This is a genomic window from Streptomyces luteolifulvus (genome assembly GCF_008806595.1).
Classification (GTDB): domain Bacteria; phylum Actinomycetota; class Actinomycetes; order Streptomycetales; family Streptomycetaceae; genus Streptomyces; species Streptomyces luteolifulvus.
In genome coordinates this window covers 151,268-173,086 of sequence record NZ_VZRB01000003.1, presented here as the reverse complement: position 1 = coordinate 173,086, position 21,819 = coordinate 151,268, and the positions used below count along the sequence as shown (strand labels likewise).

The following is a 21,819-nucleotide window of genomic DNA, read 5'->3' as shown; positions in this document are numbered from 1 at the left end:
AGATCGGCAGTTCGCAAATTCGATCTCGGGTATTCCTCGGCTATTCGGACACGGACTGGCTTGTCCTCACCGGGAGTTGAAGGCGGAGGGTCTGGTTCCGCCCTGCCCAGTGCGGCTGACCGACCGGTCAGCCGCACTCGCTGCGTCAGCTGAGCGTGACCTGCCGGTTGGTCAGGCCGCCGCGCGCGCGACGCTCGTCCGAGGTGAGCGGCGCGTCCGTGGCCAGCGCACCGGCGAGGCGCTCGGCGAACTCGGCGGCGGGCTTCTCGACGTCGTCCGCGGTGACCCCGCTCGGCAGGTCCCAGACCGGCACGGTCAGCCCGTGAGCGCGGAAGGAGCCCACCAGACGGGTGCCCTCACCGAGGCCGGAGCTCCCCGCAGCGTGCAGCCGCGCGAGGGCGTCCAGCAGCTGCTCCTCCGCGTGCGGCATGACCCAGCGCAGATGGTTCTTGTCCGGGGTCTCGCACCAGTACGCGGAGTCGACCCCGGCAAGCTTCGCGGTCGGGATGGCCGCGGCGTTGGCCCGCTCCAGGGAGGCGGTCACGTCCGGTGTGGCGTTCTCGGTGTCCGGGACCCAGAACTCGAAGCCCTCGTGCACAACTGGCTCGAACGCGCCTTCCGGGTCGAGCAGGTCCTGAAGCCGCGGACCGTCGGCCGGGGCGCGGCGGCCCTGGACCGGCGTCCCCGGCTCGGCCGCGAGCGCGCGCTGCAGGGTGTCGGCGAGGTCGCGGCTGATGTCGCCAGACGCCGTGTCGTTCTGCAGGCCCAGCAGCACCGATCCGTCGTCGCGGCGCAGCGCGGGCCAGGCCATCGGCAGGACCGTGGCCAGCGTGACCGACGGGACGCCTTCGGGGGGGCCGCCGCGCAGCGTCAGCTCGACCGTGGCGGCCGGGACCAGTTCGCGCAGCGCGACCCAGTCGCACTCGCCGGGCAGCCCCTCGAACGGGCGCTGCACCAGCTCGGTCACGGCGTGGGCCGCGGCCCGGCCGTGGCAGGCCTTGTAGCGGCGGCCGCTGCCGCACGGGCAGGGCTCGCGGGCGCCGACGACCGGGATCTCTCCGTCGGTGAGCTGCGGCCGCTTGGCCTTCGTCTGGGGTCGCTTCTTGGCCATCGTGGGTGTCTCCCGGTTACGGCTCGTCTCGTACGGCGGGAGCCTAGCCGTTCACGCCAACACCGACGGCGCCTGTGGACAACGCGGCCCGTGTGCCGATCCTGTGGGCACCACGACCTGCCTGCCGGCCCGTGGACTCGGTCTCAGTCCAGGTCGTCGAAGGCGTCTGCGAAGTCGAGGCCGGGTATGGCCGCCACCGAAGGGGCGGTGATACGGGTCGCGAAGTCGTCGCGACGGTGACCCGCGTCCGGATCACGAAGATCCGCGTGGACGACGACCCACACCGTGACCTCGCCACGGATCTCGTCCCGTACGCCCCAGTCGTCGGCGAGCGCTGTGATGATGTTGAGCCCACGGCCGCCGTGCGCGGTGACCGAGGGCGTGGCCGGAGCAGGGCGGGTGGGCCCGCCGCCGTCCGTCACCTCGACCGTGAGTCTGCCGCCCGAGTCCACGCGCCAGGCGGCGCGGACGTCGCCGTCCCCGGCCAGGGCTTCACCCAGCGGCCGGCCGTGCTTGCACGCATTGCTCAAGAGTTCGGAAAGAATCAGAACTGCGTCCTCGATGACCGATTCCGAGACGCCTCCCCTGCGCAACTGAGCGCGCATACGATGTCTCGCCTTCCCCACGCCCGCAGGGCCATGGGGAACGGCCATGCTTGACGACGTGGGCACCTCCTGTGCCACCACCAACGCCACCCCCGAGACCTCCTTTGCCCCACGCCACGGTGTGGATGCCCCATTGGCCTGTACCGGAAACCGGCCAATCCCCGTCCTGTGACGCATTCGCAAACATCGAACACGGACCGAACGCGCCGGAGCACTCCCTGTAACGTATGGCCGGATTTCGACGGTGTGGCCGACTCCGGAGGATGGTTCAGAGGCATGGCCGGGTCAAGGCAGGTGCCCAGGTCTTTATCAGTCAGCGACCGAGTTGACGCAGTACCGCGCGCGGGCGGTTGGTGATGATGGCGTCGACGCCCAGGCCGACGCAGAGATCCACGTCCTCCGGCTCGTTCACGGTCCACACATGCACCTGATGGCCGGCCTGCTTCAGACGCTCGATGTACGCCGGCTGATTGCGCACGATGCGGATCGAGGGGCCGGCGATCCGGACGCCGGCGGGCAGCCGTCCGTCCCGCAGACGGGGCGAGACGAACTGCATCAGGTACACCGTCGGCAACGTCGGCGACGCTGCCCGCACACGGTGCAGCGAACGCGCCGAGAAGCTCATGACGCGGACCGTCGAGTCGGCGGCCGGGGCCGGGGCGTCCAGGCCGAAACGCTTCAGCAGGACCAGCAGCCGCTCCTCGACCTGCCCCGCCCAGCGCGTGGGGTGCTTGGTCTCGATCGCCAGATCCACCGGGCGCCCGGCGTCGGCGACGAGCTCCAGCAGCCGCTCCAGGGTGAGGACGGATGTGTCCTCGCGGTCCTCGGGACGGAACTCCCAGTCCGGCTCCTCGTCGCGCGTGCGCCAGAAGTCCCGGCTCTTGCGGGAGCCGAAGTCCAGCGCGGCGAGGTCGGCGAGCTCGAGCGCGGAGACCGCGCCGCGGCCGTTGGACGTACGGTTGACGCGACGGTCGTGGACACAGACGAGATGGCCGTCCGCCGTGAGGCGTACATCGCACTCGAGGGCGTCGGCACCGTCCTCGATCGCTTTCCTGTACGCCGCCAGGGTGTGCTCCGGGGCCTCTTCGGAGGCTCCGCGGTGGGCGACGACTTGAGTCCGGTGCGGTCGTGCTTGGGTCACCGCGTCATGGTGCCACCGTGCCGGGGTATGCGTGGCGCAGGAGGGCCACAGCCGGGCTACGGGAGGGCAACAGAATGCGTCCTTTAAGTCCTGATGATCCTATATAAAGGGTGGTCCCGGACGCACAGTCACTGCTTATGGTGCCCTGACGTCCCGTGGGAAAAGCTGGCGCCATACAAAAAAACATGCACAGCTGCATCGCGCCGTCCGCCGACAAGCGCCGACAAGCGTGAACGCGCGTGGCCGAGTGCGAACCGAACAACAGCCGTGGATCTAGGAGAAAAAGCTGTGAGCACCGAGAACGAGGGCACTGCGGTACCCCCGGCCCCGTCCGCACCTCCCGTGCCGGTGGAATCTCCCGCAGCCTCCCCGCAGGCCGCCGCGCCCGGGAGCGGCGCGCCGACGACTCCACTGCCGGCGGTGCCTCCGGGCGCCCCCGCCACACCCGAGCAGGAACTGGTGCACGCAGGCCAGCCCCCGGCGTACGCCTCGACGGGCTCCCAGGGTCAGACACCCGCAGGCGCCGGCCACACCCCCGCCGCCGGGCCCGCCCCCGAGAGCGGCTGGCCGCCCCCGCCGCCCCCGACCCCCTCGTACGCGGACGGGGGCGGCGCGGGATCCGGCTGGGGCTCCACCTACCAGCAGCCCGCCCCCAAGCCCGGCAAGGGGCGCGGCGGAATGCTCGCCGCGATCCTCGTGGCCGCGCTGGTCGCGGGCGGCCTGGGCGGCGGCCTCGGCTACACCCTGGCCAAGAACAACGACGAGAGCGGCTCGTCCACGACCGTCTCCGCATCCGACAGCGGCGGCTCCCTCAAGCGCGACCCGGGAACCGTCGCGGGCGTGGCCGCGAAGGCGCTGCCGAGCACCGTCACCATCCAGGCCGAGAGCACCAGCGGCGAGGGCGGCACCGGCACCGGCTTCGTCTTCGACACCGAGGGCCACATCGTCACCAACAACCACGTGGTGGCGGGCGCCGTCGACGGCGGCAAGCTCTCCGCGACGTTCCCGAGCGGCAAGAAGTACGACGCCGAGGTCGTCGGCCACGCACAGGGCTACGACGTCGCGGTGATCAAGCTCAAGAACGCCCCCTCGGACCTGAAGCCGCTGACCCTCGGCGACTCGGACAAGGTGGCCGTCGGCGACTCGACGATCGCGATCGGCGCGCCCTTCGGCCTGTCCAACACGGTGACGACCGGCATCATCAGCGCCAAGAACCGCCCCGTGGCCTCCAGCGACGGCAGCGGCAGCAACGCGTCCTACATGAGCGCCCTGCAGACCGACGCCTCGATCAACCCGGGCAACTCCGGCGGCCCGCTGCTCGACGCCAAGGGCAACGTCATCGGCATCAACTCCGCGATCCAGTCCACCAGCAACGGCGGCCTGGGCGGCACCAGCCAGTCCGGCTCGATCGGCCTGGGCTTCGCCATCCCGATCAACCAGGCCAAGTACGTCGCCCAGCAACTGATCGAGACCGGCAAGCCGGTCTACGCGAAGATCGGCGCGTCCGTCTCCCTCGACGAATCGGTGAGCGGGGCGAAGATCACCGAACAGGGCGCGAGCGGCTCCGAAGCGGTGGAGCCGGGCGGCCCGGCGGACAAGGCCGGCCTCAAGCCCGGCGACGTCATCACCAAGCTCGACGACAGGGTGATCGACAGCGGCCCCACCCTGATCGGCGAGATCTGGACCCACAAGCCCGGCGACAAGGTCACGATCACCTACGAGCGCGGCGGCAAGGAACACACCATCGAACTCACCCTGGCCTCCCGCGAGGGCGACGGCTGACCCACCCACGCGGTCCCCAACCCGGGGTGTCCCTCTCAACGAGGGGCACCCCATCTGCAGGGGGCGTGTCTCACCTTGATCCGCTCCATCGCGCTGTGGATCAGTGCGTGTGGATCAGTGCGTGTGGACCAGGCGTGGACCACGATTCGGGTCGGGGTCGGGGTCGGGGTCGGGGTCGGGGTCGGAGTCGGGGTGCGGGTGGGGGTGGGGGTCGGGGACGAGGCACGGCCGTCGGCACGAAAGGACTGTCGCGCGGGCCCTCGTGGTGCTGCTTGGTGATCCGACGCCCGAATGCGTCGAGTGCCCTGCGGATATCGAGGTCGAGACCGTGCTCGATCGACGAGCCGCAATGGCGCCACCCCCCAACGGCTTGCCCGGCTCGGGGAGGTGGGCTTGGGGAGGTGTGTCAGAAGCGGGGCGCCCCCGGTGTGTGCTGCGGTGTCGGGATGACGGGCTGGGCCGCGCCGGGGCTGCGGCGGCCGGACGTGTTGCAGGTGACGTCCTGGGCTGGAAGCTTTCCGTTGCTCAGGTAGGCGTTGACGGTGCGGTCGGCGCACGAGCGCGGGTCTCCGTAGACGCCGTGGCCTTCGCCGCCCTTGACGTACACCATGCGCGAGCCCTTCAGGGCATGGTGCATGCCGAGGCCGCTGGTGAGGGGCGTCTGGGAGTCCCACTGGTTCTGGACGGTGAGCAGGCCGAGGTCGTTGTCCACCGTGGTGACGGGCTCGGCCGGCGCGTCCCAGAACGCGCAGGGCGTGATGTTGGAGCCGAAGTCGCCGTAGAGCGGGTACTTGGCCTTGTCCCGGATCGCGTCACGCCGGTACTGCTCGGGATCGCGCGGCCAGGCTGCGGTGTCGCCGCAGACCACGGTCCAGAAGGCGGCGGAGCCGTTGTCGGCCGGCGGCTGGGCGGCGGCGGACCGGCGCGGCCCGGGCCGGTTGTCCGGCGTGGGGGAACGGCGGGCGGTCGCATGGCCGTCGGCGGCCTTCTTGAGGTCGACGACCGCCTCGGCCGCGGACTTGGGGCTGAAGAACTCGGCGCGCAGGGAGGCGCGGATGTCGTCCCCGGTGAGCTTGGTGCCATCGTTGTCGATGGGTGTGCGGTCGGCCCGGGCAATCAGTTTCCAGAACGTCTTCTTCACCTTGGCCGGGGTGTTGCCGAGTTTGTAGGTGCGGTGGCGCTGCGCGGTCCACTTCGTCCAGCGGGTGAACGCCGGTTCGGTGCCCTCCGCCCAGACCTGGATCATGCCGCGCCAGACCCGGGCAGGGTCGACCGCGCTGTCCAGCACGAAGCGGTCGGTCCGCTGGGGGAACATCTGCGCGTAGACGGCGCCCAGGTACGTGCCGTAGGAGTAGCCCAGGTAGGAGATCTTCTTCTCGCCCAGAACAGCGCGGATGACGTCCATGTCGCGGGCGGTGTTGCGGGTGGTGATGTACGGCAGCCTGTCGCCGTCCTTGGCACGGCACTTGTCGGCGACGGTCCGGGCCCACTTGACGTCACGGTTGAACGTTTCTGGCTTATAGGGGTGTTCGGTGTTCTGCTGCGTGGCCGTGAGACCACATGTGAGCGGGCTGCTGCGCCCCACGCCGCGCGGGTCGAACCCGATGAGGTCGTACTGCTCGCGAACCTTCTTGGGCATCATCTCCTTCATCATGACCGGCATCTCCAGGCCCTCGCCGCCCGGACCACCGGGGTTGAAGAGGATCGCGCCACGCCGCTTGCCCGGGACACTGGTCTTCTGGCGGGAGATGGCCAGCTTGATGGTCTTGCCGTCGGGGCGGCTGTAGTCGAGGGGGACCTTGAGCGTCGCGCACTGGAATGCCGCGGGCATTGATGCGTCGCATCGGTGCCACGCGGGCTTCTGGCTCTCGAATCTCTTCAGCGGTTCTGCCGCGGATGCCTGCGCCGGGGCGAGGGCGGGGACCAAGGTTGCCGTAACCCCCACAGCGAGTAAGGGCGCCACGCGTCGTATCCGCACGATGGCCGTTCCTTTCGATCAACTTCCAGGACGGCACGACCATTTCGTGTCAGGGCAGACGGGCGAATCCCTCTGCAGGGCGGTCTTGCTACGACTCCGGGCGTACGAAGAAACAGACGTGCGGAGGAGAACCGAAACGTGCTGATAGCCATCCGCATGGTCGATCTCGCCGAGGCACAAGCCCACCTGAAGCGCCTGGCGACCTGTAGGCGGTAGGAAAGAAGCCTGAGTTGGAGTGCTGGCGTACGGCAGGCGAGCCATACGGCCAATGCTGCACTGCCGTGAACCCCTTGCCGGAGCCCGAGTTGAACGTATCCGGTGTGGTCTTGGGAGCCGCCGTATACATAACAGCAGCAGAAGCAGCACAGGTTGAGATCCAGACTGCGGTCAGCTCGGCTTTGCTGTGGTTCACCGCCACGATCAGCCGTGTCCACGCCCTCAGGGAATCCCGACGCTCACAGCTGACAGAGCGCAGTGACGGCTGCCCACGCCGGTTGGTCCGACGTGGGCAGCTGTCATGGATGCAGAGCAAGGCGACCAAGTGTGCAGACAGGGCGACTACTTGGCGCACATGGCCTGATTCGCTGTGCCGCCTGGTAGGGGGCGGTCAGCGCTTCTCCACCAGTGTCGAGTAGGCCCTCTCAAGGCCCTGGGCGTAGCCCGCCCCCAACTCGACGTAGACGTGCCCGCCGGCCGCACAGGCTTCACGCAGGGCAGTGCTTTGTTCTCCGACCCACGCGGCGATCTCCCGATAGGTGGTTTCATCGGCTCCGTCGAGCCAGTCCGGGGCGGCCCTCAAGTGTTCGGTGGTCAGCTCCGCGTTCCAAGGAAGACGCAGCTCAGTGGCATCCCGAGACCAGCGGCAGCGGTGGCCGCGGCCGGCGTGACGATGTCGCCCTCGACCACATAGCCGTCCAGGGGATCGGAGTCGTCGAGGCTCTCCGCGGTGGCACGGATGAACTCAATGAGGAAGGGCTGCGCCGGTACGGCCTTGTCCGGGTGCGTGCCGTGGCGCACGCCGTGCTGGGGCGCGGCGCGCTGCAGCATCGAAACCAGAGCGTCGACGGCCAGCCGGCCGACGATCCGCATGGCCCAGGATTCCTGCCTCTCCGGGACTCATGGGCCAGCCACGGGACGGCCACGGACCGGCGCCCCATGATCCCGCCCCCGCCCGGTACGCTGTACCCGCCCCACCCCAGGTGGTCGGGGCCCAGGTGGGTTGCCCGAGCGGCCTAAGGGAACGGTCTTGAAAACCGTCGTGGCAGCGATGTCACCGTGGGTTCAAATCCCACACCCACCGCGCAGGTCATAGACGTTGCAGGTCAGAAGGGGTGCCATTCTCCGGAACGGCACCCCTTCTGCGTGTACCTTGTCTCACCCTGGCTCGCCGGTATCCCAGCTTTGACCAGTGCGTATGGGCCATCTGTGGGCCAGGATCAGGGAAGGTTCTCTACCGCAGGTAGCCCACGATCAGCACATGCCCCCCGGAACAGTGTCACCGGGCCGGGCTCGGCTGAGTGAGGTTCACCGGGTTGCCGTCGGGGTCCTGGATGTGGGCGACGCGCTGTCCCCACGGCATGTCGTTGGGGCCGCTGCGGACCGAGCCGCCCAGCGCCGCCACCCGGCCTAGCGTCTCGTCGACGTCGTCGACACCGATGCTGAGCAGGATCCGCGGCGCCGCCCCAGTCCCCGGGTTCGCCTTGGCCACCAGCCCGAGGTCGGTGTCGCCGATGCGCAAGCCGAGGTAGAAGGCCGGGCCTTCCGCCGGTACCCGGAAGATCTCCTTGGCGCCGAACAAATTCGTATAGAAGCCGAGCAGGACGTCGTGGTCGGCGGTCAAGATCACTGGCTGGATGGTGGACATGGCACTCCTGTCGAGAACGGTCGTGTCGCTGGGTAGACCGTTCGAGGACGGTGAACTCATCGGCAAAACCACCCCGCCGGACGATCTACAACACGGACTGCCGCCTACGACCAGCACGAGCACCAAGGTCACGCCACCCCGCGCTCACCAGCCACTTCAAGATGGCGGAGCTTCAGGGTTGCCCCCCGCGTCGAGCGCGCGGGCAATCAGGCTGTTGGAGTGCTGCTGGCCACCCTTCAGGATCTTTGCGTAGAAGCGGTACAGCACGGCGATGCTGTGGCCGGCATGTGCAGCGACCTCCGCAGGGTCCACCCCCGACTTGATCCAGAGCGATACTCCCGCGTGCCGGAGTGAGTACGGCACCGCGGCGAGATTGCCGGATTTCAGCACCGGCATACGAGGCGGACGCTTTCAACGTCCACGTGTCACCAGCCTGCTCGCCGAACTCCACCTGATCCGGGCGTATGTCCAGTGCCGCTGCCGTATTCGGCGGCCAGCACACGCAGCGCTCGCATCGGGACGGACAGGCCGGCCAGCGTCAGCCGCCCGCTCATGCCCCGACCTCCAGGGTCGTGGCGGACTGGCGGGTCAGCTCCACTCACGCGGTCAGCGCCCGGCGACGGGCCCGCCGCAGCTGGCGCGCGTCCAGCTCGGACGGAACGCGGTCCGGCGTGGTGATATAGGCGTCGATCCAACCCCCTTCCTTCCCGTCGAGGTCGTCCTGTCGCGGACCTGGCACATCGGCCAACCCGTCGTGGCAGCGATGTCACCGTGGGTTCAAATCCCACACCCACCGCTTGTACGCAGAAGGGGTGCCACTCTCCGCAGTGGCGCCCCTTTCGCAATGTCCGTCGGCCGATGGGCCACACCGGTCATTGGCTCCGGCCGTTCGGTGGACCTGTGGGGCAGTTGCGACGGGGCCCCGGCGTGCGGGGGCATCGGTTGTCGCGTGGACGCGCCGCCACGCAACGGCTGAGCCGGCGCGGCCGAACGGAACACGAAGGGCCTTGATGAGCACTCTCACGTCGCAACGGGTGTGCTCTGTGAGAACACACCGAGCTGTCTTCGCGCTGCTGTCCGCGCTGCTCGTGCTGCTGATTCCGACCTCCGCATCGGCCACCCCGGCCCCCGCACAGACCGTGAAGGCCGGCGACGGCACCTCATGGGACCGTGTCGTTCCGCCCTGGGCCAGATATGCGGGCAGGGCGTAAGGCCAGTGGGGAGCGGAGTGGACGCGCTGGGCCCTCGGGATCCCGACCCCCGTGAATCCGCTCACCGACCCCACGGGGGAGGACTGCGCGGTGGGTCAGTCGGGTCCGGTCTGGTTCCTGGCGGGCACCTTCGGCTCCGGCACCGCCGACCGTGCCTGCACCATCCCCTCGGGCAGGGCGGTGTTCTTCCCGATCATCAACGGCTTCGCCGCCGAACCGCCCGGTGAGTTCACGTACGAGGAACTGCGGGAGGAGCTCCGCGCGGCCATCGACCTGGACCAGGCGACGTACGAGGCCACCCTGGACGGCAAGCGTCTCCGGCTCAGCCGCGCCTTCCGCGCCGCGTCGCCGCCACCGCCGTTCCCCCTCACGCTGCCGGAGGACAACCTCTTCGGAGCGCCCTCCGGACTGTACGACGCGGTCAGCGACGGGTACTGGGTGCTGCTCAAGCCCCTGCGCCGGGGTTCGCACGTACTGACCTTCCACGGAACGGCACCCGGCACGGACGTGAGCGTGCGCTACCGGATCACCGTGAGCTAACGGCATCCTCGCAGTTCAGAAGGGGTTCCTCCATCCCGGGGGCCCCTTCTGGAGCTCGTGGTCCCGCGCCAGCTCCTCCCATGCGATCTCCCGCAGGTCGTTCTCCGCGTCGCAGTCCGACGGCACCTGTGGGGCTGGCTGGAACCAGACGACTGTGAGGGACGAGCGGTACAGGACCGGGTCGTGGGCGGGGTCCAGTGGCGTGGAGTGGAACGTGCCGACGCAGGCCACCGGCGGCAGCACCTCCACCGGGCCGAACCCGCCGGCGAACTGGTCCGGGTGTTCGCGCGGGGGCGGGACCAGGTGGACCGGGGCGGTGGGGAAGGCGCGCTCGCACGCTCGCAACAGGCCTTTGATCCGGATGTCGTTGATCGGCTTGCAGGGGTAGCCCTCCAGCATGCCGCCGTATGTCGCGGAGAGCTGCAGCTCGGTGAGGTCGAGGGAACGGCCGGTGGCGAGGACGACACGGGTCAGCGACATGGTCCGCACTCTGGGACGCCGCCGCTCCATAACGCTCCCTCGCTCCCTCGATCTGCACTGCCCCCGCGGGTCTCACGGCCGGTGTCCCGTCATCCGTGCCGCCGACGCGATCGTCGTGCGGGCCTCGCGTTCGGACAGACCGGTGTTGAGGGCCGCGTCGACGAGCGGGTCGACGAGGGCGGGTCCGATGCCGTCCTCGTAGGCACGGCAAGCCGCCCAGAACAGACGGGTGTTGCGCTGGCCCTCGTGCGCGGCGAGGACGAACTGGACCAGACCCTGGCCGTGTCCGCCGATGGACGGCGGAGTGGGGTGGTGGGTGCGGGGCGGGGGGAGCAGCAGGCGCAGCAGGGCGGGCGGGCAGGACGCGGGCGCGAGGTGGGCGGTGCCGGGGGCAGTGGTGTACACGCCGTGGTCCGTGCGGGAGCCGGGGCCGACGAGGTAGCCGCCGGCGCCCCGGATGTCGATGCCGGGGGCGAGCCGTCCGGCCGAGTTGGGGACGACGACCTCCGCGGGGCCGCTCAGCCAGAGGTGGCGGCCGCCGCTGGGGGTCAGGACGACCACCGTGTCGGGGATCGTGAACAGATGGCGCAGGGCCAGTTCGCGCAGGGCGGCCGAGGAGTCCGTGCCCGATTTGGTGTCCAGGTCGACGCCGATCAGATGGTGCGGGGGCAGACCGCAGGCGATGCCGTAGCCGGTTGACCAGGGGGCTGCGGCGAACAGTTCGCGGATGCGTGCCGGGTCGGTGGAGGCGTCGTAGATCCCGTGGCCGAAGCGGCCGCACTCGCCGTGGCAGGGCGCGGGGTCGGGGATGTCGCGGTGCGGGGAGCGCAGGGCCGGGAGCTTCGTCCGGGACAGGGGGATGACGGCCAGGCCGCGTTCGGCGGCGGACAGGGCGTGTGCGAGGGCCAGCGTCGTGGCCTGCCGGTCGGTGGTGGCCATGCCTCTATGTTCGTACACATGTTCGAGAAAGGGAAGGGGCGGCGGCTCCGACTCGCCGTGGTGGAGGGATGGGCCGGAAATGGTTTTGGGGGTTTATCGACCGGTCCTCACGCTTGAGGGCGAATCATGTCGTCTGGTGCGGTTCGCCGGTGATCTGGTGGGCAACTCTGGTCTCGCGACGTCGTGCACAGTGCCGGGGCGATGGGTCAACTGCCCTGGTGGAAGCCGTACTTCACGTTTCTGGAGGAACAACATGGCAAGCATCCGTACCGCCCGCGTCATCGTCGCCGTCTCCGCCCTCCCGCTCGCCGCCGCGCTGTTCGGCGGGGTCGCGGCGGCGGACAACGGCATCGCGCTCGCGGACGACGGATCGAACGCGGGCGTGGCGACCCTCAGCGGGGTCATCTTCGACAACTACGGCAACTCGGCCACCACACAGCAGCAGGCGAACGGCTCCGGCGCCTCGAACCAGAGCAATACCGCCCAGGTCAAGGGCTCCCCGTTCACGGTGATCAATCAGGGGAACCAGAACACAGCGGTCACCTTCGCTCCGCTGTGGTGGTGATCTGAGGGGCCGGTCGGCTCTCTGTGCCCAAGGGTGTGCTCTGCAAGATGCGGTGCGTCTGCGCGGCGGCACTCCGGTGCCGCCGCGCAGACGTGTGCGGGCTCGCCGGACCCAAGTCGTCTTGACAGTGGACTGTATCTGACGGACAGTCAGAAACCTTGCGAGGGAAGGGCGGAGGCAGGACCGTGAACGACGAGCTGGCCGTGCGGCTGAAGGCCTTCGAAGGGCGGCCGGCCGCGGTCGCCGGCCGGGGCAAGGACCCCGTCAACGCGCCCATGATCCGCCACTGGTGCGAGGCCATGGGCGACAACGACCCTGCCTACACGGGCCCGGACGCCATCGCCCCGCCCACCATGCTCCAGGTGTGGACCATGGGCGGCCTCTCCGGGCACACGGGGCGCTCGGGGGCGTACGACGAACTGCTCGGCCTGCTCGACGAGGCGGGCTGCGCCTCGGTCGTCGCCACGGACTGCGAGCAGGAGTATCTGCTTCCGCTGCGGCCGGGGGACGAGGTCACCTTCGACGCGGTGATCGAGTCGGTCTCGGAGCGCAAGACGACGAAGCTCGGCACGGGGTACTTCGTCACGACCCGCATGGACGTCCGCGTGGGCCGCGACCTCGTCGGCACACACCGCTTCCGCATCCTCAAGTACGCCCCCGCGGCGCGGAACCAGAAGAACCAGCGGAACCAGAGGAACCAGAGGAACCAGCCGAACCAGCCGAACCAGCAGACACCCCGCCGCCCCCGCCCCGTCGTCAACCGCGACAACGCCGGTTTCTGGGAGGGCGTACGCCAGCACCGCCTGCTCATCCAGCGCTGCACCGGCTGCGGCACCCCGCGCCACCCGTGGCTGCCCGGCTGCAACGGCTGCGGCTCCCTGGACTGGGACACCGTCGAGGCGAGCGGCGACGGGACCGTCTACTCGTACGTCGTCATGCACCACCCGCCCTTTCCGGCCTTCGACCCCCCCTACGCGGTCGCCCTGGTCGAACTCGCCGAAGGCGTACGGATGATCAGCAACATCATCGGGGTGCCGTACGACAAGGTGCGGATCGGGATGCCCGTACGGCTCGAATTCCAGGACTGTGACGCGGAGTTGGTGCTCCCCGTCTTCCGCCCCCGGGAGGCCGCCGTATGAACCCCGGCGACGAACTCCCCCCGCTGGAGATCCCGGTCACCCGCACGCTGATCGTCGCCGGGGCCCTCGCCTCACGCGACTACCAGGACGTCCACCACGACGCGGAGCTGGCGCGGCAGAAGGGCTCCCCCGACGTCTTCATGAACATCCTGACGACGAACGGCCTGGTCGGCCGGTACATCACCGACCACTTCGGCCCCGGCGCGGTCCTGCACAAAGTGACCATACGCCTCGGTGCGCCCAACTACCCCGGCGACACGATGGTGTTGACCGGCACGGTCGAGGAGATCAACGGCCGTACGGCGACGGTACGGGTCGTCGGCGTGAACGGCATCGGCAGACATGTGACCGGAACCGTGACGGTCACCCTCCCCGCGGAGGACGCCATATGAGCGTACGGACCCGGGACACGCTCGGCGGACGGGCGGCGGTCGTCGGTATCGGAGCCACCGAGTTCTCCAAGGACTCCGGGCGCAGCGAGCTGCGGCTGGCCGTGGAGGCCGTGCGGGCCGCGCTGGACGACGCGGGGCTGACCCCCGGGGACGTGGACGGCCTCGTCACCTTCACGATGGACACCAGCCCGGAGATCACCGTGGCCCAGGCCTGCGGAATGCGCGAGCTGTCCTTCTTCTCCCGGGTGCACTACGGCGGCGGGGCGGCCTGCGCGACCGTCCAGCAGGCGGCGCTCGCCGTCGCCACCGGTGTGGCCGAGGTGGTGGTCTGCTACCGCGCCTTCAACGAACGGTCGGGCCGCAGATTCGGCTCCGGAGTGCAGCACCGCGAGCCCTCGGCGGAGGGCGCGGCGCTCGGCTGGTCCCTGCCGTTCGGGCTGCTCACACCGGCCTCCTGGGTGGCGATGGCGGCCCAGCGGTATCTGCACACCTACGGGCTGACCCCGGAGGCGTTCGGGCACGTGGCCGTCGTGGACCGCGCGTACGCGGCGACCAACCCGGCGGCCTACTTCCACCGTCGGCCCATCACGCTCGCCGACCATGCCGCCTCCCGCTGGATCGCCGAACCTCTGCGGCTGCTCGACTGCTGTCAGGAGACCGACGGCGGACAGGCGCTCGTCGTCACCTCGGTGGAGCGGGCCCGGGACCTGCCGCAGCCGCCCGCCGTCGTCGCGGCGGCCGCGCAGGGCGCGGGGCGCGGGCAGGAGCAGATGACCAGCTTCTACCGGGACGATCTGACCGGTCTGCCCGAGATGGGCGTAGTGGCCCGCCAGCTGTGGCGCACCTCGGGACTCGCCCCGGCCGACATCGACGTGGGGATCCTCTACGACCACTTCACGCCGTTCGTGCTGATGCAGCTGGAGGAGTTCGGCTTCTGTGCGAGGGGCGAGGCGGCGGACCACGTGGCGGAAGAACGGCTTCCGCTCAATACCCACGGGGGACAGTTGGGGGAGGCGTACCTCCACGGGATGAACGGGATCGCGGAAGCGGTACGGCAGATGCGGGGGACGGCGGTGAACCAGGTACCGGGTGCCGGCCGGGTCCTGGTGACGGCGGGGACGGGGGTGCCGACGTCGGGGCTGGTGCTCGCGGCGGGCGACTGAGCCCTCAGGGGACATCCCGCAGTAGACCCGGCCGCCGGTCCACCTACAGGAGGTCTGGCCGGCCCCCTCCCTACAACCTGAGGCGGACAATCCTTCGGCACCTGCGGGCGATCCGCCGGGCGGCACCTCGCTCATAGCTTGGAGCCATGACCACACCCGTCTGCACCAGCGCTTCGAACGCCGCGACGTGGGCGACGCCGACCCGCGCCTACCCCGCGGCCTACCCGTCGTTCTCCTCGTACGTGCGGGCTCGCCGGCCGGTGCTGCTGCGTACCGCCCGGTCGCTCACGGCGAACCAGAGCGACGCGGAGGATCTGCTGCAGACAGCGCTCACCAAGACGTACGTCGCCTGGGAACGCATCGAGGACCATCGTGCCCTCGACGGCTATGTGCGCCGGGCCCTGCTGAACACCCGGACCTCGCAGTGGCGCAAGCGCAAGGTCGACGAGTTCGCGTGCGACGAGATCCCCGAGCCGGAGCCGCGGCCGGGCGGGGACGACCCGGCGGAGCGGCAGGCGCTGCACGACGCGATGTGGCGGGCGATCATGAGACTCCCGGACCGGCAGCGGGCGATGGTGGTCCTCAGGTATTACGAGGACCTGAGCGAGGTCCAGACGGCGGCGGTGCTCGGGGTGTCCGTGGGCACGGTGAAATCGGCGGTGTCGAGGGCTCTGGGCAAGCTGCGCGAGGACCCCGAACTCGATCTTGTGCGGTAGCGCCGGTCCGGCGAGTTTTCCTTCCCCTAGTGACATACCGCGCGGTATGTGCGCAGAATTTGCGGAACCCTTACTACCGCGTAGGCAATGTCGCCCCGGGAGGACGCCGTGCTGAGCACCATGCAGGACGTACCACTGACCGTCACCCGCATCCTCGAACACGGTGTGCTGGTGCACGGACGGTCCCAGATCACCACCTGGACCGGAGAGGCAGAACCGCAGCGGCGCAGCTTCGCCGAAGCCGGCCGGCGCGCAGTGCAGCTGGCCAACGCCCTCCGTGACGACCTCGGCATCCAGGACAGCGACCGGGTCGCCACACTGATGTGGAACAACGCCGAGCACGTCGAGGCCTACTTCGCGATCCCGTCCATGGGCGCGGTCCTTCACACGCTCAACCTCCGCCTTCCGGCAGAGCAGCTGGCGTGGATCGTCAACCACGCGGCCGACCGCGTGATCATCGTCAACGGCTCGCTGATCCCGCTGCTCGCGCCGCTGCTGCCCAAGCTGTCGAGCGTCGAGCACATCGTCGTCTCCGGCCCCGGCGACCGCTCGCCCCTGGAAGGCGCACAGGCCCAGGTGCACGAGTACGAGGACCTGCTCGCCGGCAAGCCGACCACGTACGACTGGCCGGAGCTGGACGAACGCCAGGCCGCGGCCATGTGCTACACCTCCGGCACCACGGGCGACCCCAAGGGCGTGGTCTACAGCCACCGCTCGATCTTTCTGCACTCGATGCAGGTCAACATGACCGAGTCCATGGGCCTCACCGACCAGGACACCTCGCTCGTCGTGGTCCCCCAGTTCCATGTCAACGCCTGGGGCCTGCCGCACGCCACCTTCATGACCGGCGTCAACATGCTGATGCCGGACCGCTTCCTCCAGCCCGGCCCGCTCGCCGAGATGATCGAGCGCGAGAAGCCGACGCACGCGGCGGCCGTCCCCACCATCTGGCAGGGCCTGCTCGCCGAACTGACCGCCCGGCCGCGCAACGTCTCCTCCCTCACCCAGGTCACCATCGGCGGCTCCGCGTGTCCGCCCGCCCTCATGGAGGCCTTCGACGACCTGGGCATGCGGGTCTGTCACGCCTGGGGCATGACGGAGACCTCCCCGCTCGGCACGATCGCCCGCCCGCCGGCCCACGCGATCGGCACGGACGAGGAGTTCGCCTACCGCCTCACCCAGGGCCGCTTCCCGGCCGGCGTCGAGGGCCGCCTCACCGGCCCCGGCGGCGAGCGCCTGCCCTGGGACGGCGAGTCGGCCGGTGAGCTGGAGGTGCGCGGCAACTGGATCGCGGGCTCCTACTACAACGGCCCCGACGCCGAACCCCTGCGCCCCGCCGACAAGTTCAGCGAGGACGGCTGGCTGAAGACCGGAGACGTCGGGACGATCAGCCCGGACGGCTTCCTCACCCTCACCGACCGCGCCAAGGACGTCATCAAGTCCGGCGGCGAGTGGATCTCCTCCGTCGACCTGGAGAACGCCCTGATGGCCCACCCGGCCGTCGCCGAGGCCGCCGTGGTCGCGGTCCCCGACGAGAAGTGGGGCGAGCGCCCGCTGGCCACGGTCGTCCTCAAGGAGGGCGCCACCGCCGACTTCGAGTCCCTGCGGGCCTTCCTCGCCGATGCGGGCCGTATCGCCAAGTGGCAGCTCCCGGAGCGCTGGTCGATCATCGAGGCGGTCCCGAAGACGAGCGTCGGAAAGTTCGACAAGAAGGTGCTGCGCAGGCAGTACGCCGAGGGCGCGCTGGACGTCACCGAGCTCTGACGACGGAACGCGTACGCCGGGCGGCCTGAGCCCCGCCCGGCGTACGCGTATGTCAGCGGCTTCTAGTTGATGCCGATCCGCGCCAGCAGGTCGACGATCCGGCTCTGCACCTCGGTGCTGGTGGACCGCTCCGCGAGGAACAGCACCGTCTCGCCCGAGGCCAGCCGCGGCAGGTCGGCCTGGTCGACGGCGGCCGTGTAGACGACCAGCGGGGTGCGGTTGAGCTGACCGTTCGCGCGCAGCCAGTCGATGATCCCGGAGAACCCGGCCTGGCGCCGGTGCACCTGCATCAGATCCATCACGACCAGGTTCGGCCGCAGCTGTCCCGCCAGCGTCACCGCGTCGGCGTCGCTGGCCGCACGGGCCACCTGCATCCCGCGTCGCTCCAGCGTCGCAGTCAGCGCCAGCGCGATCTCCGCGTGCTCCTCGATCAGCAGCACGCGCGGCGGATGCTGCTCGGTGTCGCGCGGCGCGAGCGCCTTCAGCAGCACGGCGGGGTCGGCTCCGTACGCCGCCTCCCGGGTCGCCTGCCCGAGCCCGGCGGTGACCAGGACCGGCACCTCCGCTGCCACGGCGGCCTGCCGCAGCGACTGGAGCGCGGTGCGGGTGATCGGCCCGGTCAGCGGGTCGACGAACAGCGCGGCGGGGAACGCCGCGATCTGCGCGTCGACCTCCTCGCGCGAGTGCACGATGACGGGCCGGTAGCCGCGGTCGCTCAGCGCCTGCTGGGTGGTGACGTCCGGCGCGGGCCACACCAGCAGCCGGCGCGGGTTGTCCAGCGGCTCCGGGGGCAGCTCGTCGTCCATCGGCTGCGGCCGCGGGGTGTCCGCCACCTCGATGGCCCCGCCGGGACCGTCGAGCGGTTCGGGCCCCTCGGCGGCGTTCTCGTCCGGTGCGCCTATCGCATACGACCGTCCGGCGGCCTCGACCGCCTGCTCCGGCCGGGACTGTCCGCCCAGGGACGGCTGCGGTGGCGTCGGGGACTGCTCGCCCTGCGGATGCGGGCGCCCGGCGGCGGGGTCGGGCGGCGTGCCGAGCTTGCGACGGCGGCCCGAACCGTTCGTCTGGTGCGGGGGAGGCGTGGCCGACGACTGCGGCTGCTGCACCTGGGCGGCCTGCCGGGTGAACGGCACGCCCTGCCCCAGCGTCCGCACACTGATCGCCCGGCCCTGCGTCGAGTTCGGATCGACCGGCGCGGCCGCCGCCGAGGCCTCGGCGGGAAGCGGCTGAGCCGCGCGCGGCGGCTGCGGGGCCGCGGCCTCGGGAGGCAGGGGGGTGCCCGAGGACGGGGTGGACGCGGGCTGCGCGGCCTGGGCCTGCGGTGCCCGGTCCGTCTGCGGGTGGTTCGACTGCGGTGGTACGGGAGTGGCGGCGCCGCTCGCCGGTACGGGCGTGCCGGCGCCCGGGGTGCCGTCGGCGGCGGGCCATGGCTGAGGGGCCGGAACGGGCTGAGCCGTGGCCGCCTCGGCCGGCAGCGGCTCGCCGGCGCCGGGCTGGGCCGGTCCCGACTGTGCGGGGACGCCCTGAGAGGGCGCGGGCTGGGCGGGCGCCGCCTGGGCGGGCAGGCCGAGCTGCCCGGAAGCGTTCACGGGGACGCCGGGTGCCTGGCCCGGCTGCACCGGAGCGGGCCCCGGCTGCGCGGCGGCACCCTGCGCCGGGACCGGCTGCCCGGGAGCCCCCGGTACGCCGGCCGTCTCCGCTGCCGTCACCGGAACGCCCTGAGCGCCGGTGCCCTGCGCGGGCACGGTCTGCGGACCCACCCCACCGGCGAGGGGCGTTCCCTGGCCCGGGGTCTCCGGCTGGGCCACGACGCGTCGGCGTCGCCCCGTCGGCGCGGTGGTGGGGTGCGGCTGCGGCGGGGTGTGGTCGTCGGACTGGTCGTGCGGCACGGCGTCGTGCCGGCCCGCGTCGACGAGGCCGTCACCGGGGACACCCGGACCGGGAATCTGCACGAGGCCCGGCGCCGGCGCCTGCTTTCCGCCCTGCCCCGCCACGTCCGGGGCGCCGGACGGGCGGTCCGCCCCGGCGGGCGGCAGGGCGAACACCGTACGGGGAGCCGCCTCCTGCGCGGCGGCACGTTCCGACGCGGCGGCCAGGGCACGCCGGCGGCGTCCGCTCGCCGGGCCGCCCTCACCGGGAGCGGACACGGCGGTCCGCGCCGGTTCCGCGGAAGCCGCGGGCAGCGCCGGCGGCAGGGCGTTCTGTTCCCCGGCGCCGTGCCGGGCACGCCGTCCGCCGGGCGCGGGCACACCCTGCGGCGGCACGGTCCCGCCCAGTCCCGTTCCGGCCGCCGCTGTTCCCGCGGCGTGCTCGGCGGCCATGACGACGGCACCCTCGGCGGGGGTGGCGGCATCCTCGGCGGAGCGGCCACGGCGCCGTCCGGTACCGCTGGAAGCAGTGGTCTCCGTGGCGCCCGCCGACGCCTGCGCGGGAACCGGCGTGGTGTCCGGCTCGGCGGTCCGCCGCCGGCGCCGTCCGGTGGGCGCGCCGCCCTGCGGCTCCGCACCGCCCGGCCCCTCGCCCGGATCCTCGCCCGGGACCTCGCTCTCCAGGAAGGCGTCCACGGAGGAGCGCCGGGCCCGCCGCCGCCCCCTGCCACCGGAGGTCTGCTCGGGCAGGCCGCCCGAGGACCCCGAAGCGCCCGGCGCCAGAGCCGGCGGCTGGTCCTGCGCGGCCTGGACGTTGGCCGCAACGGCCCCCGCCCCGCCGCCGATCGGCACTTCGAGCACGTAAGCACTGCCGCTCATGCCCGGCACCTCGTGCGTCTGCAGCACTCCGCCGTGGGCGCGCACGATGCCGCGCACGATCGGCTCGTGCACCGGATCTCCCCCGGCATACGGCCCGCGCACCTCGATCCGTACGACCTCGCCGCGCTGCGCCGCCGCCACGACGACGGTGTTGTCCATGTAACCGCCCGTGGACACGGGCGCGTTGCCGGTCGCGTCGACGCCGGCGACATCGGCGACGAGATGGGCCAGCGCCGTGGCGAGCAGCTGCTGGTCGACCTCGGCCTCGATGGGCGGGGCGTGCACGGCGAACTGCACCCGCCCGGGCCCGATGAGCTCCACGGCCCCGTCGACGCCGGCCGCGACGACCGAGTCGAGCATCACCTTCGTACGGGCGACGTCCTGCGCGCCGACGTCGAGGCGCTGGTAGCCGAGGACGTTGTCGATGAGGGTGGTGATACGCGAGTAGCCGGCCGACAGATGGTGCAGCACCTGGTTGGCCTCGGGCCACAACTGCCCGGCGTCGTCGGCGGCCAGTGCGGCCAGCTCGCGGCGCAGTTCGTCGAGGGGCCCGCGCAGTGAGCCGCCGAGCAGCGTCAGCAGCTGGTCATGGCGGGCGGCCAGCGCCTCGTACCGGTCCTTCTCGCGCTCGCCGAGCGCCGCGTACCGCTCCTCGCCCGCGGCGAGCTCCTCCTCGTGCTGCTCGCCCAGTTCCTCCAGCTCCGTCACCTGCTTCTGGCGCAGGGCGGTGAGCTCGGAGGCGTGCTCCTCCTCCAGCCGCTCCCGCTCCTCCTGGTGCCGCTTCTCCCCGGCCGCCTTCTCCTCGGTGAGCTTCTCGTACGGCCGCCGGTCGGTGAAGGTCATCACGGCGCCGACGAGCTGGTCGCCGTCGCGGACGGGCGCGGTCGTCAGATCGACCGACACCTTGCCGCCGTTCTTGGCGAACAGCACCTGACCGCGCACCCGGTGCTTGCGCCCGGAGCGCAGGGTGTCGGCGAGCGGCGACTCCTCGTACGGGAAGGGGGAACCGTCGGCGCGCGAGTGCAGCACGAGCGTGTGCAGCTCGCGGCCGCCGAGGTCGCTGGCCCGGTAGCCCAGGATCTGGGCGGCGGCGGGATTGACGAGGACGATCCGCCCGTCCGTGTCCGTCCCGACGACCCCCTCCGACGCGGCCCGCAGGATCATCTCGGTCTGCCGCTGCGAACGCGCCAGCTCGGCCTCGGTGTCGACGGTCCCGGACAGATCGCGTACGACGAGCATCAGCAGTTCGTCGGCGGCCTGGCCATAGCTGTCGTAGGCCTGCTGCCCGTTCTCCAGGTTCGCGCTCGTGACCTCGACCGGGAACTCGCTCCCGTCGGTGCGCCGGGCGATCATCCGGGTCGGCTTGGTGCGGCCGCGCGGGCCCATGTGGTCGGGCCGTCGCATGGAACCGGGGATCAGCTTGGAGTCGAACTGCGGGAGCAGATCGAGCAGCCCCCGGCCGACCAGAGCGGTGCCGGGCGCCTCGAAGGCCTCGAGTGCGATCGTGTTCGCGTTGACGACGGTGCCATTGGCGTTGACCAGCACCAACGCGTCGGGGAGCGCGTCGAGTATGGCTGCGAGGCGAGCAGCGCCTCGGGATGGCCTGCTGCTCACGAGACGCTTCCTCCCTGTTACCGCATCTTGCCGACCGCGTGGGCCATCTTGCCAACCGGCCCGCAACG

20 protein-coding genes and 1 tRNA gene are annotated in these 21,819 nt (G+C 71.1%); 10 read left to right on the top strand and 11 right to left on the bottom strand.

Annotation, left to right across the window (positions count from 1 at the left end; genetic code table 11):
* Positions 1-145: 145 nt before the first annotated feature.
* The 3 genes from F7R91_RS05800 to F7R91_RS05790 form a co-directional block, all read right to left on the bottom strand.
* Positions 146-1,111 (bottom strand): DUF5926 family protein, encoded by a 966-nt coding sequence (locus F7R91_RS05800; protein ID WP_150945165.1) that lies wholly within the window; start codon positions 1,109-1,111, stop codon positions 146-148.
* 143 nt (positions 1,112-1,254) lie between these two features.
* Positions 1,255-1,893: an ATP-binding protein gene (locus F7R91_RS05795; RefSeq protein ID WP_150945163.1), complete on the bottom strand. Its 639-nt coding sequence runs from the start codon at positions 1,891-1,893 to the stop codon at positions 1,255-1,257.
* 136 nt (positions 1,894-2,029) lie between these two features.
* On the bottom strand, positions 2,030-2,857 hold the full coding sequence (locus tag F7R91_RS05790) for a glycerophosphodiester phosphodiesterase (protein WP_150945160.1): 828 nt from the start codon (positions 2,855-2,857) through the stop codon (positions 2,030-2,032).
* A 288-nt stretch (positions 2,858-3,145) separates the two neighbouring features.
* Here F7R91_RS05790 and F7R91_RS05785 point away from each other — a divergent pair, with 288 nt between their 5' ends.
* The gene (locus F7R91_RS05785) at positions 3,146-4,639 is read left to right on the top strand and encodes a S1C family serine protease (protein ID WP_150945158.1); all 1,494 of its coding nucleotides are present in this window, start codon (positions 3,146-3,148) and stop codon (positions 4,637-4,639) included.
* A 406-nt stretch (positions 4,640-5,045) separates the two neighbouring features.
* Here the strand turns inward: F7R91_RS05785 and F7R91_RS05775 are convergent, their stop codons facing one another.
* Together F7R91_RS05775 and F7R91_RS05770 are read right to left on the bottom strand one after the other, a co-directional pair.
* Positions 5,046-6,617, bottom strand: coding sequence for an alpha/beta hydrolase (locus F7R91_RS05775; RefSeq protein WP_150945155.1), 1,572 nt, complete (start codon positions 6,615-6,617; stop codon positions 5,046-5,048).
* A gap of 810 nt (positions 6,618-7,427) precedes the next feature.
* Positions 7,428-7,706 carry a hypothetical protein gene (locus F7R91_RS05770; protein ID WP_150945153.1) on the bottom strand — a complete coding sequence of 93 codons (279 nt, stop codon included), beginning with the start codon at positions 7,704-7,706 and terminating at the stop codon, positions 7,428-7,430.
* Positions 7,707-7,830: 124 nt separating this feature from the next.
* Between F7R91_RS05770 and F7R91_RS05765 the strand changes: the two genes are divergently transcribed.
* A tRNA-Ser gene (locus F7R91_RS05765) sits at positions 7,831-7,917 on the top strand.
* A 195-nt stretch (positions 7,918-8,112) separates the two neighbouring features.
* On the opposite strand, the gene F7R91_RS05760 is transcribed toward F7R91_RS05765, so the two are convergent.
* From F7R91_RS05760 to F7R91_RS41875, 3 genes are all read right to left on the bottom strand, one after another.
* The gene (locus F7R91_RS05760; RefSeq protein WP_150945151.1) at positions 8,113-8,481 is read right to left on the bottom strand and encodes a VOC family protein; all 369 of its coding nucleotides are present in this window, start codon (positions 8,479-8,481) and stop codon (positions 8,113-8,115) included.
* A 156-nt stretch (positions 8,482-8,637) separates the two neighbouring features.
* On the bottom strand, positions 8,638-8,877 hold the full coding sequence (locus F7R91_RS05755; RefSeq protein WP_225320538.1) for a site-specific integrase: 240 nt from the start codon (positions 8,875-8,877) through the stop codon (positions 8,638-8,640).
* Positions 8,878-9,079: 202 nt separating this feature from the next.
* Positions 9,080-9,220, bottom strand: a complete 141-nt coding sequence (locus F7R91_RS41875) for a DUF6284 family protein (RefSeq protein ID WP_191971385.1) — start codon at positions 9,218-9,220, stop codon at positions 9,080-9,082.
* A gap of 304 nt (positions 9,221-9,524) precedes the next feature.
* On the opposite strand from F7R91_RS41875, the gene F7R91_RS41870 reads away from it, so the two are divergent.
* Positions 9,525-9,692, top strand: coding sequence for a hypothetical protein (locus tag F7R91_RS41870; RefSeq protein WP_191971365.1), 168 nt, complete (start codon positions 9,525-9,527; stop codon positions 9,690-9,692).
* Positions 9,693-9,743: 51 nt separating this feature from the next.
* Positions 9,744-10,232 carry a hypothetical protein gene (locus tag F7R91_RS05750; RefSeq protein ID WP_150945149.1) on the top strand — a complete coding sequence of 163 codons (489 nt, stop codon included), beginning with the start codon at positions 9,744-9,746 and terminating at the stop codon, positions 10,230-10,232.
* A 15-nt stretch (positions 10,233-10,247) separates the two neighbouring features.
* On the opposite strand, the gene F7R91_RS05745 is transcribed toward F7R91_RS05750, so the two are convergent.
* Both F7R91_RS05745 and F7R91_RS05740 read right to left on the bottom strand, forming a co-directional pair.
* Positions 10,248-10,712 (bottom strand): hypothetical protein, encoded by a 465-nt coding sequence (locus tag F7R91_RS05745; protein ID WP_150945147.1) that lies wholly within the window; start codon positions 10,710-10,712, stop codon positions 10,248-10,250.
* A 72-nt stretch (positions 10,713-10,784) separates the two neighbouring features.
* Positions 10,785-11,651: a bifunctional DNA primase/polymerase gene (locus F7R91_RS05740; RefSeq protein ID WP_150945145.1), complete on the bottom strand. Its 867-nt coding sequence runs from the start codon at positions 11,649-11,651 to the stop codon at positions 10,785-10,787.
* Positions 11,652-11,904: 253 nt separating this feature from the next.
* On the opposite strand from F7R91_RS05740, the gene F7R91_RS05735 reads away from it, so the two are divergent.
* From F7R91_RS05735 to F7R91_RS05705, 6 genes are all read left to right on the top strand, one after another.
* Positions 11,905-12,216: a hypothetical protein gene (locus tag F7R91_RS05735; protein ID WP_150945143.1), complete on the top strand. Its 312-nt coding sequence runs from the start codon at positions 11,905-11,907 to the stop codon at positions 12,214-12,216.
* Between the two features lie 185 nt (positions 12,217-12,401).
* Positions 12,402-13,355, top strand: a complete 954-nt coding sequence (locus F7R91_RS05730) for a bifunctional MaoC family dehydratase N-terminal/OB-fold nucleic acid binding domain-containing protein (protein WP_150945141.1) — start codon at positions 12,402-12,404, stop codon at positions 13,353-13,355.
* Entirely contained in the window at positions 13,352-13,747 is a 396-nt protein-coding gene (locus tag F7R91_RS05725) for a MaoC family dehydratase (protein ID WP_150945139.1), read from the top strand. The genes F7R91_RS05730 and F7R91_RS05725 overlap by 4 nt, the downstream gene beginning before the upstream one ends.
* Entirely contained in the window at positions 13,744-14,910 is a 1,167-nt protein-coding gene (locus F7R91_RS05720; RefSeq protein ID WP_150945137.1) for a lipid-transfer protein, read from the top strand. The genes F7R91_RS05725 and F7R91_RS05720 overlap by 4 nt, the downstream gene beginning before the upstream one ends.
* Before the next feature lie 146 nt (positions 14,911-15,056).
* Positions 15,057-15,626, top strand: a complete 570-nt coding sequence (locus tag F7R91_RS05710) for a SigE family RNA polymerase sigma factor (protein WP_150945135.1) — start codon at positions 15,057-15,059, stop codon at positions 15,624-15,626.
* A gap of 87 nt (positions 15,627-15,713) precedes the next feature.
* Positions 15,714-17,390 (top strand): long-chain fatty acid--CoA ligase, encoded by a 1,677-nt coding sequence (locus F7R91_RS05705; protein ID WP_150945133.1) that lies wholly within the window; start codon positions 15,714-15,716, stop codon positions 17,388-17,390.
* A 62-nt stretch (positions 17,391-17,452) separates the two neighbouring features.
* Here the strand turns inward: F7R91_RS05705 and F7R91_RS05700 are convergent, their stop codons facing one another.
* Complete coding sequence (locus F7R91_RS05700; protein WP_150945131.1) at positions 17,453-21,751, bottom strand: PAS domain-containing protein; 4,299 nt, start codon at positions 21,749-21,751, stop codon at positions 17,453-17,455.
* Positions 21,752-21,819 lie beyond the last annotated feature (68 nt).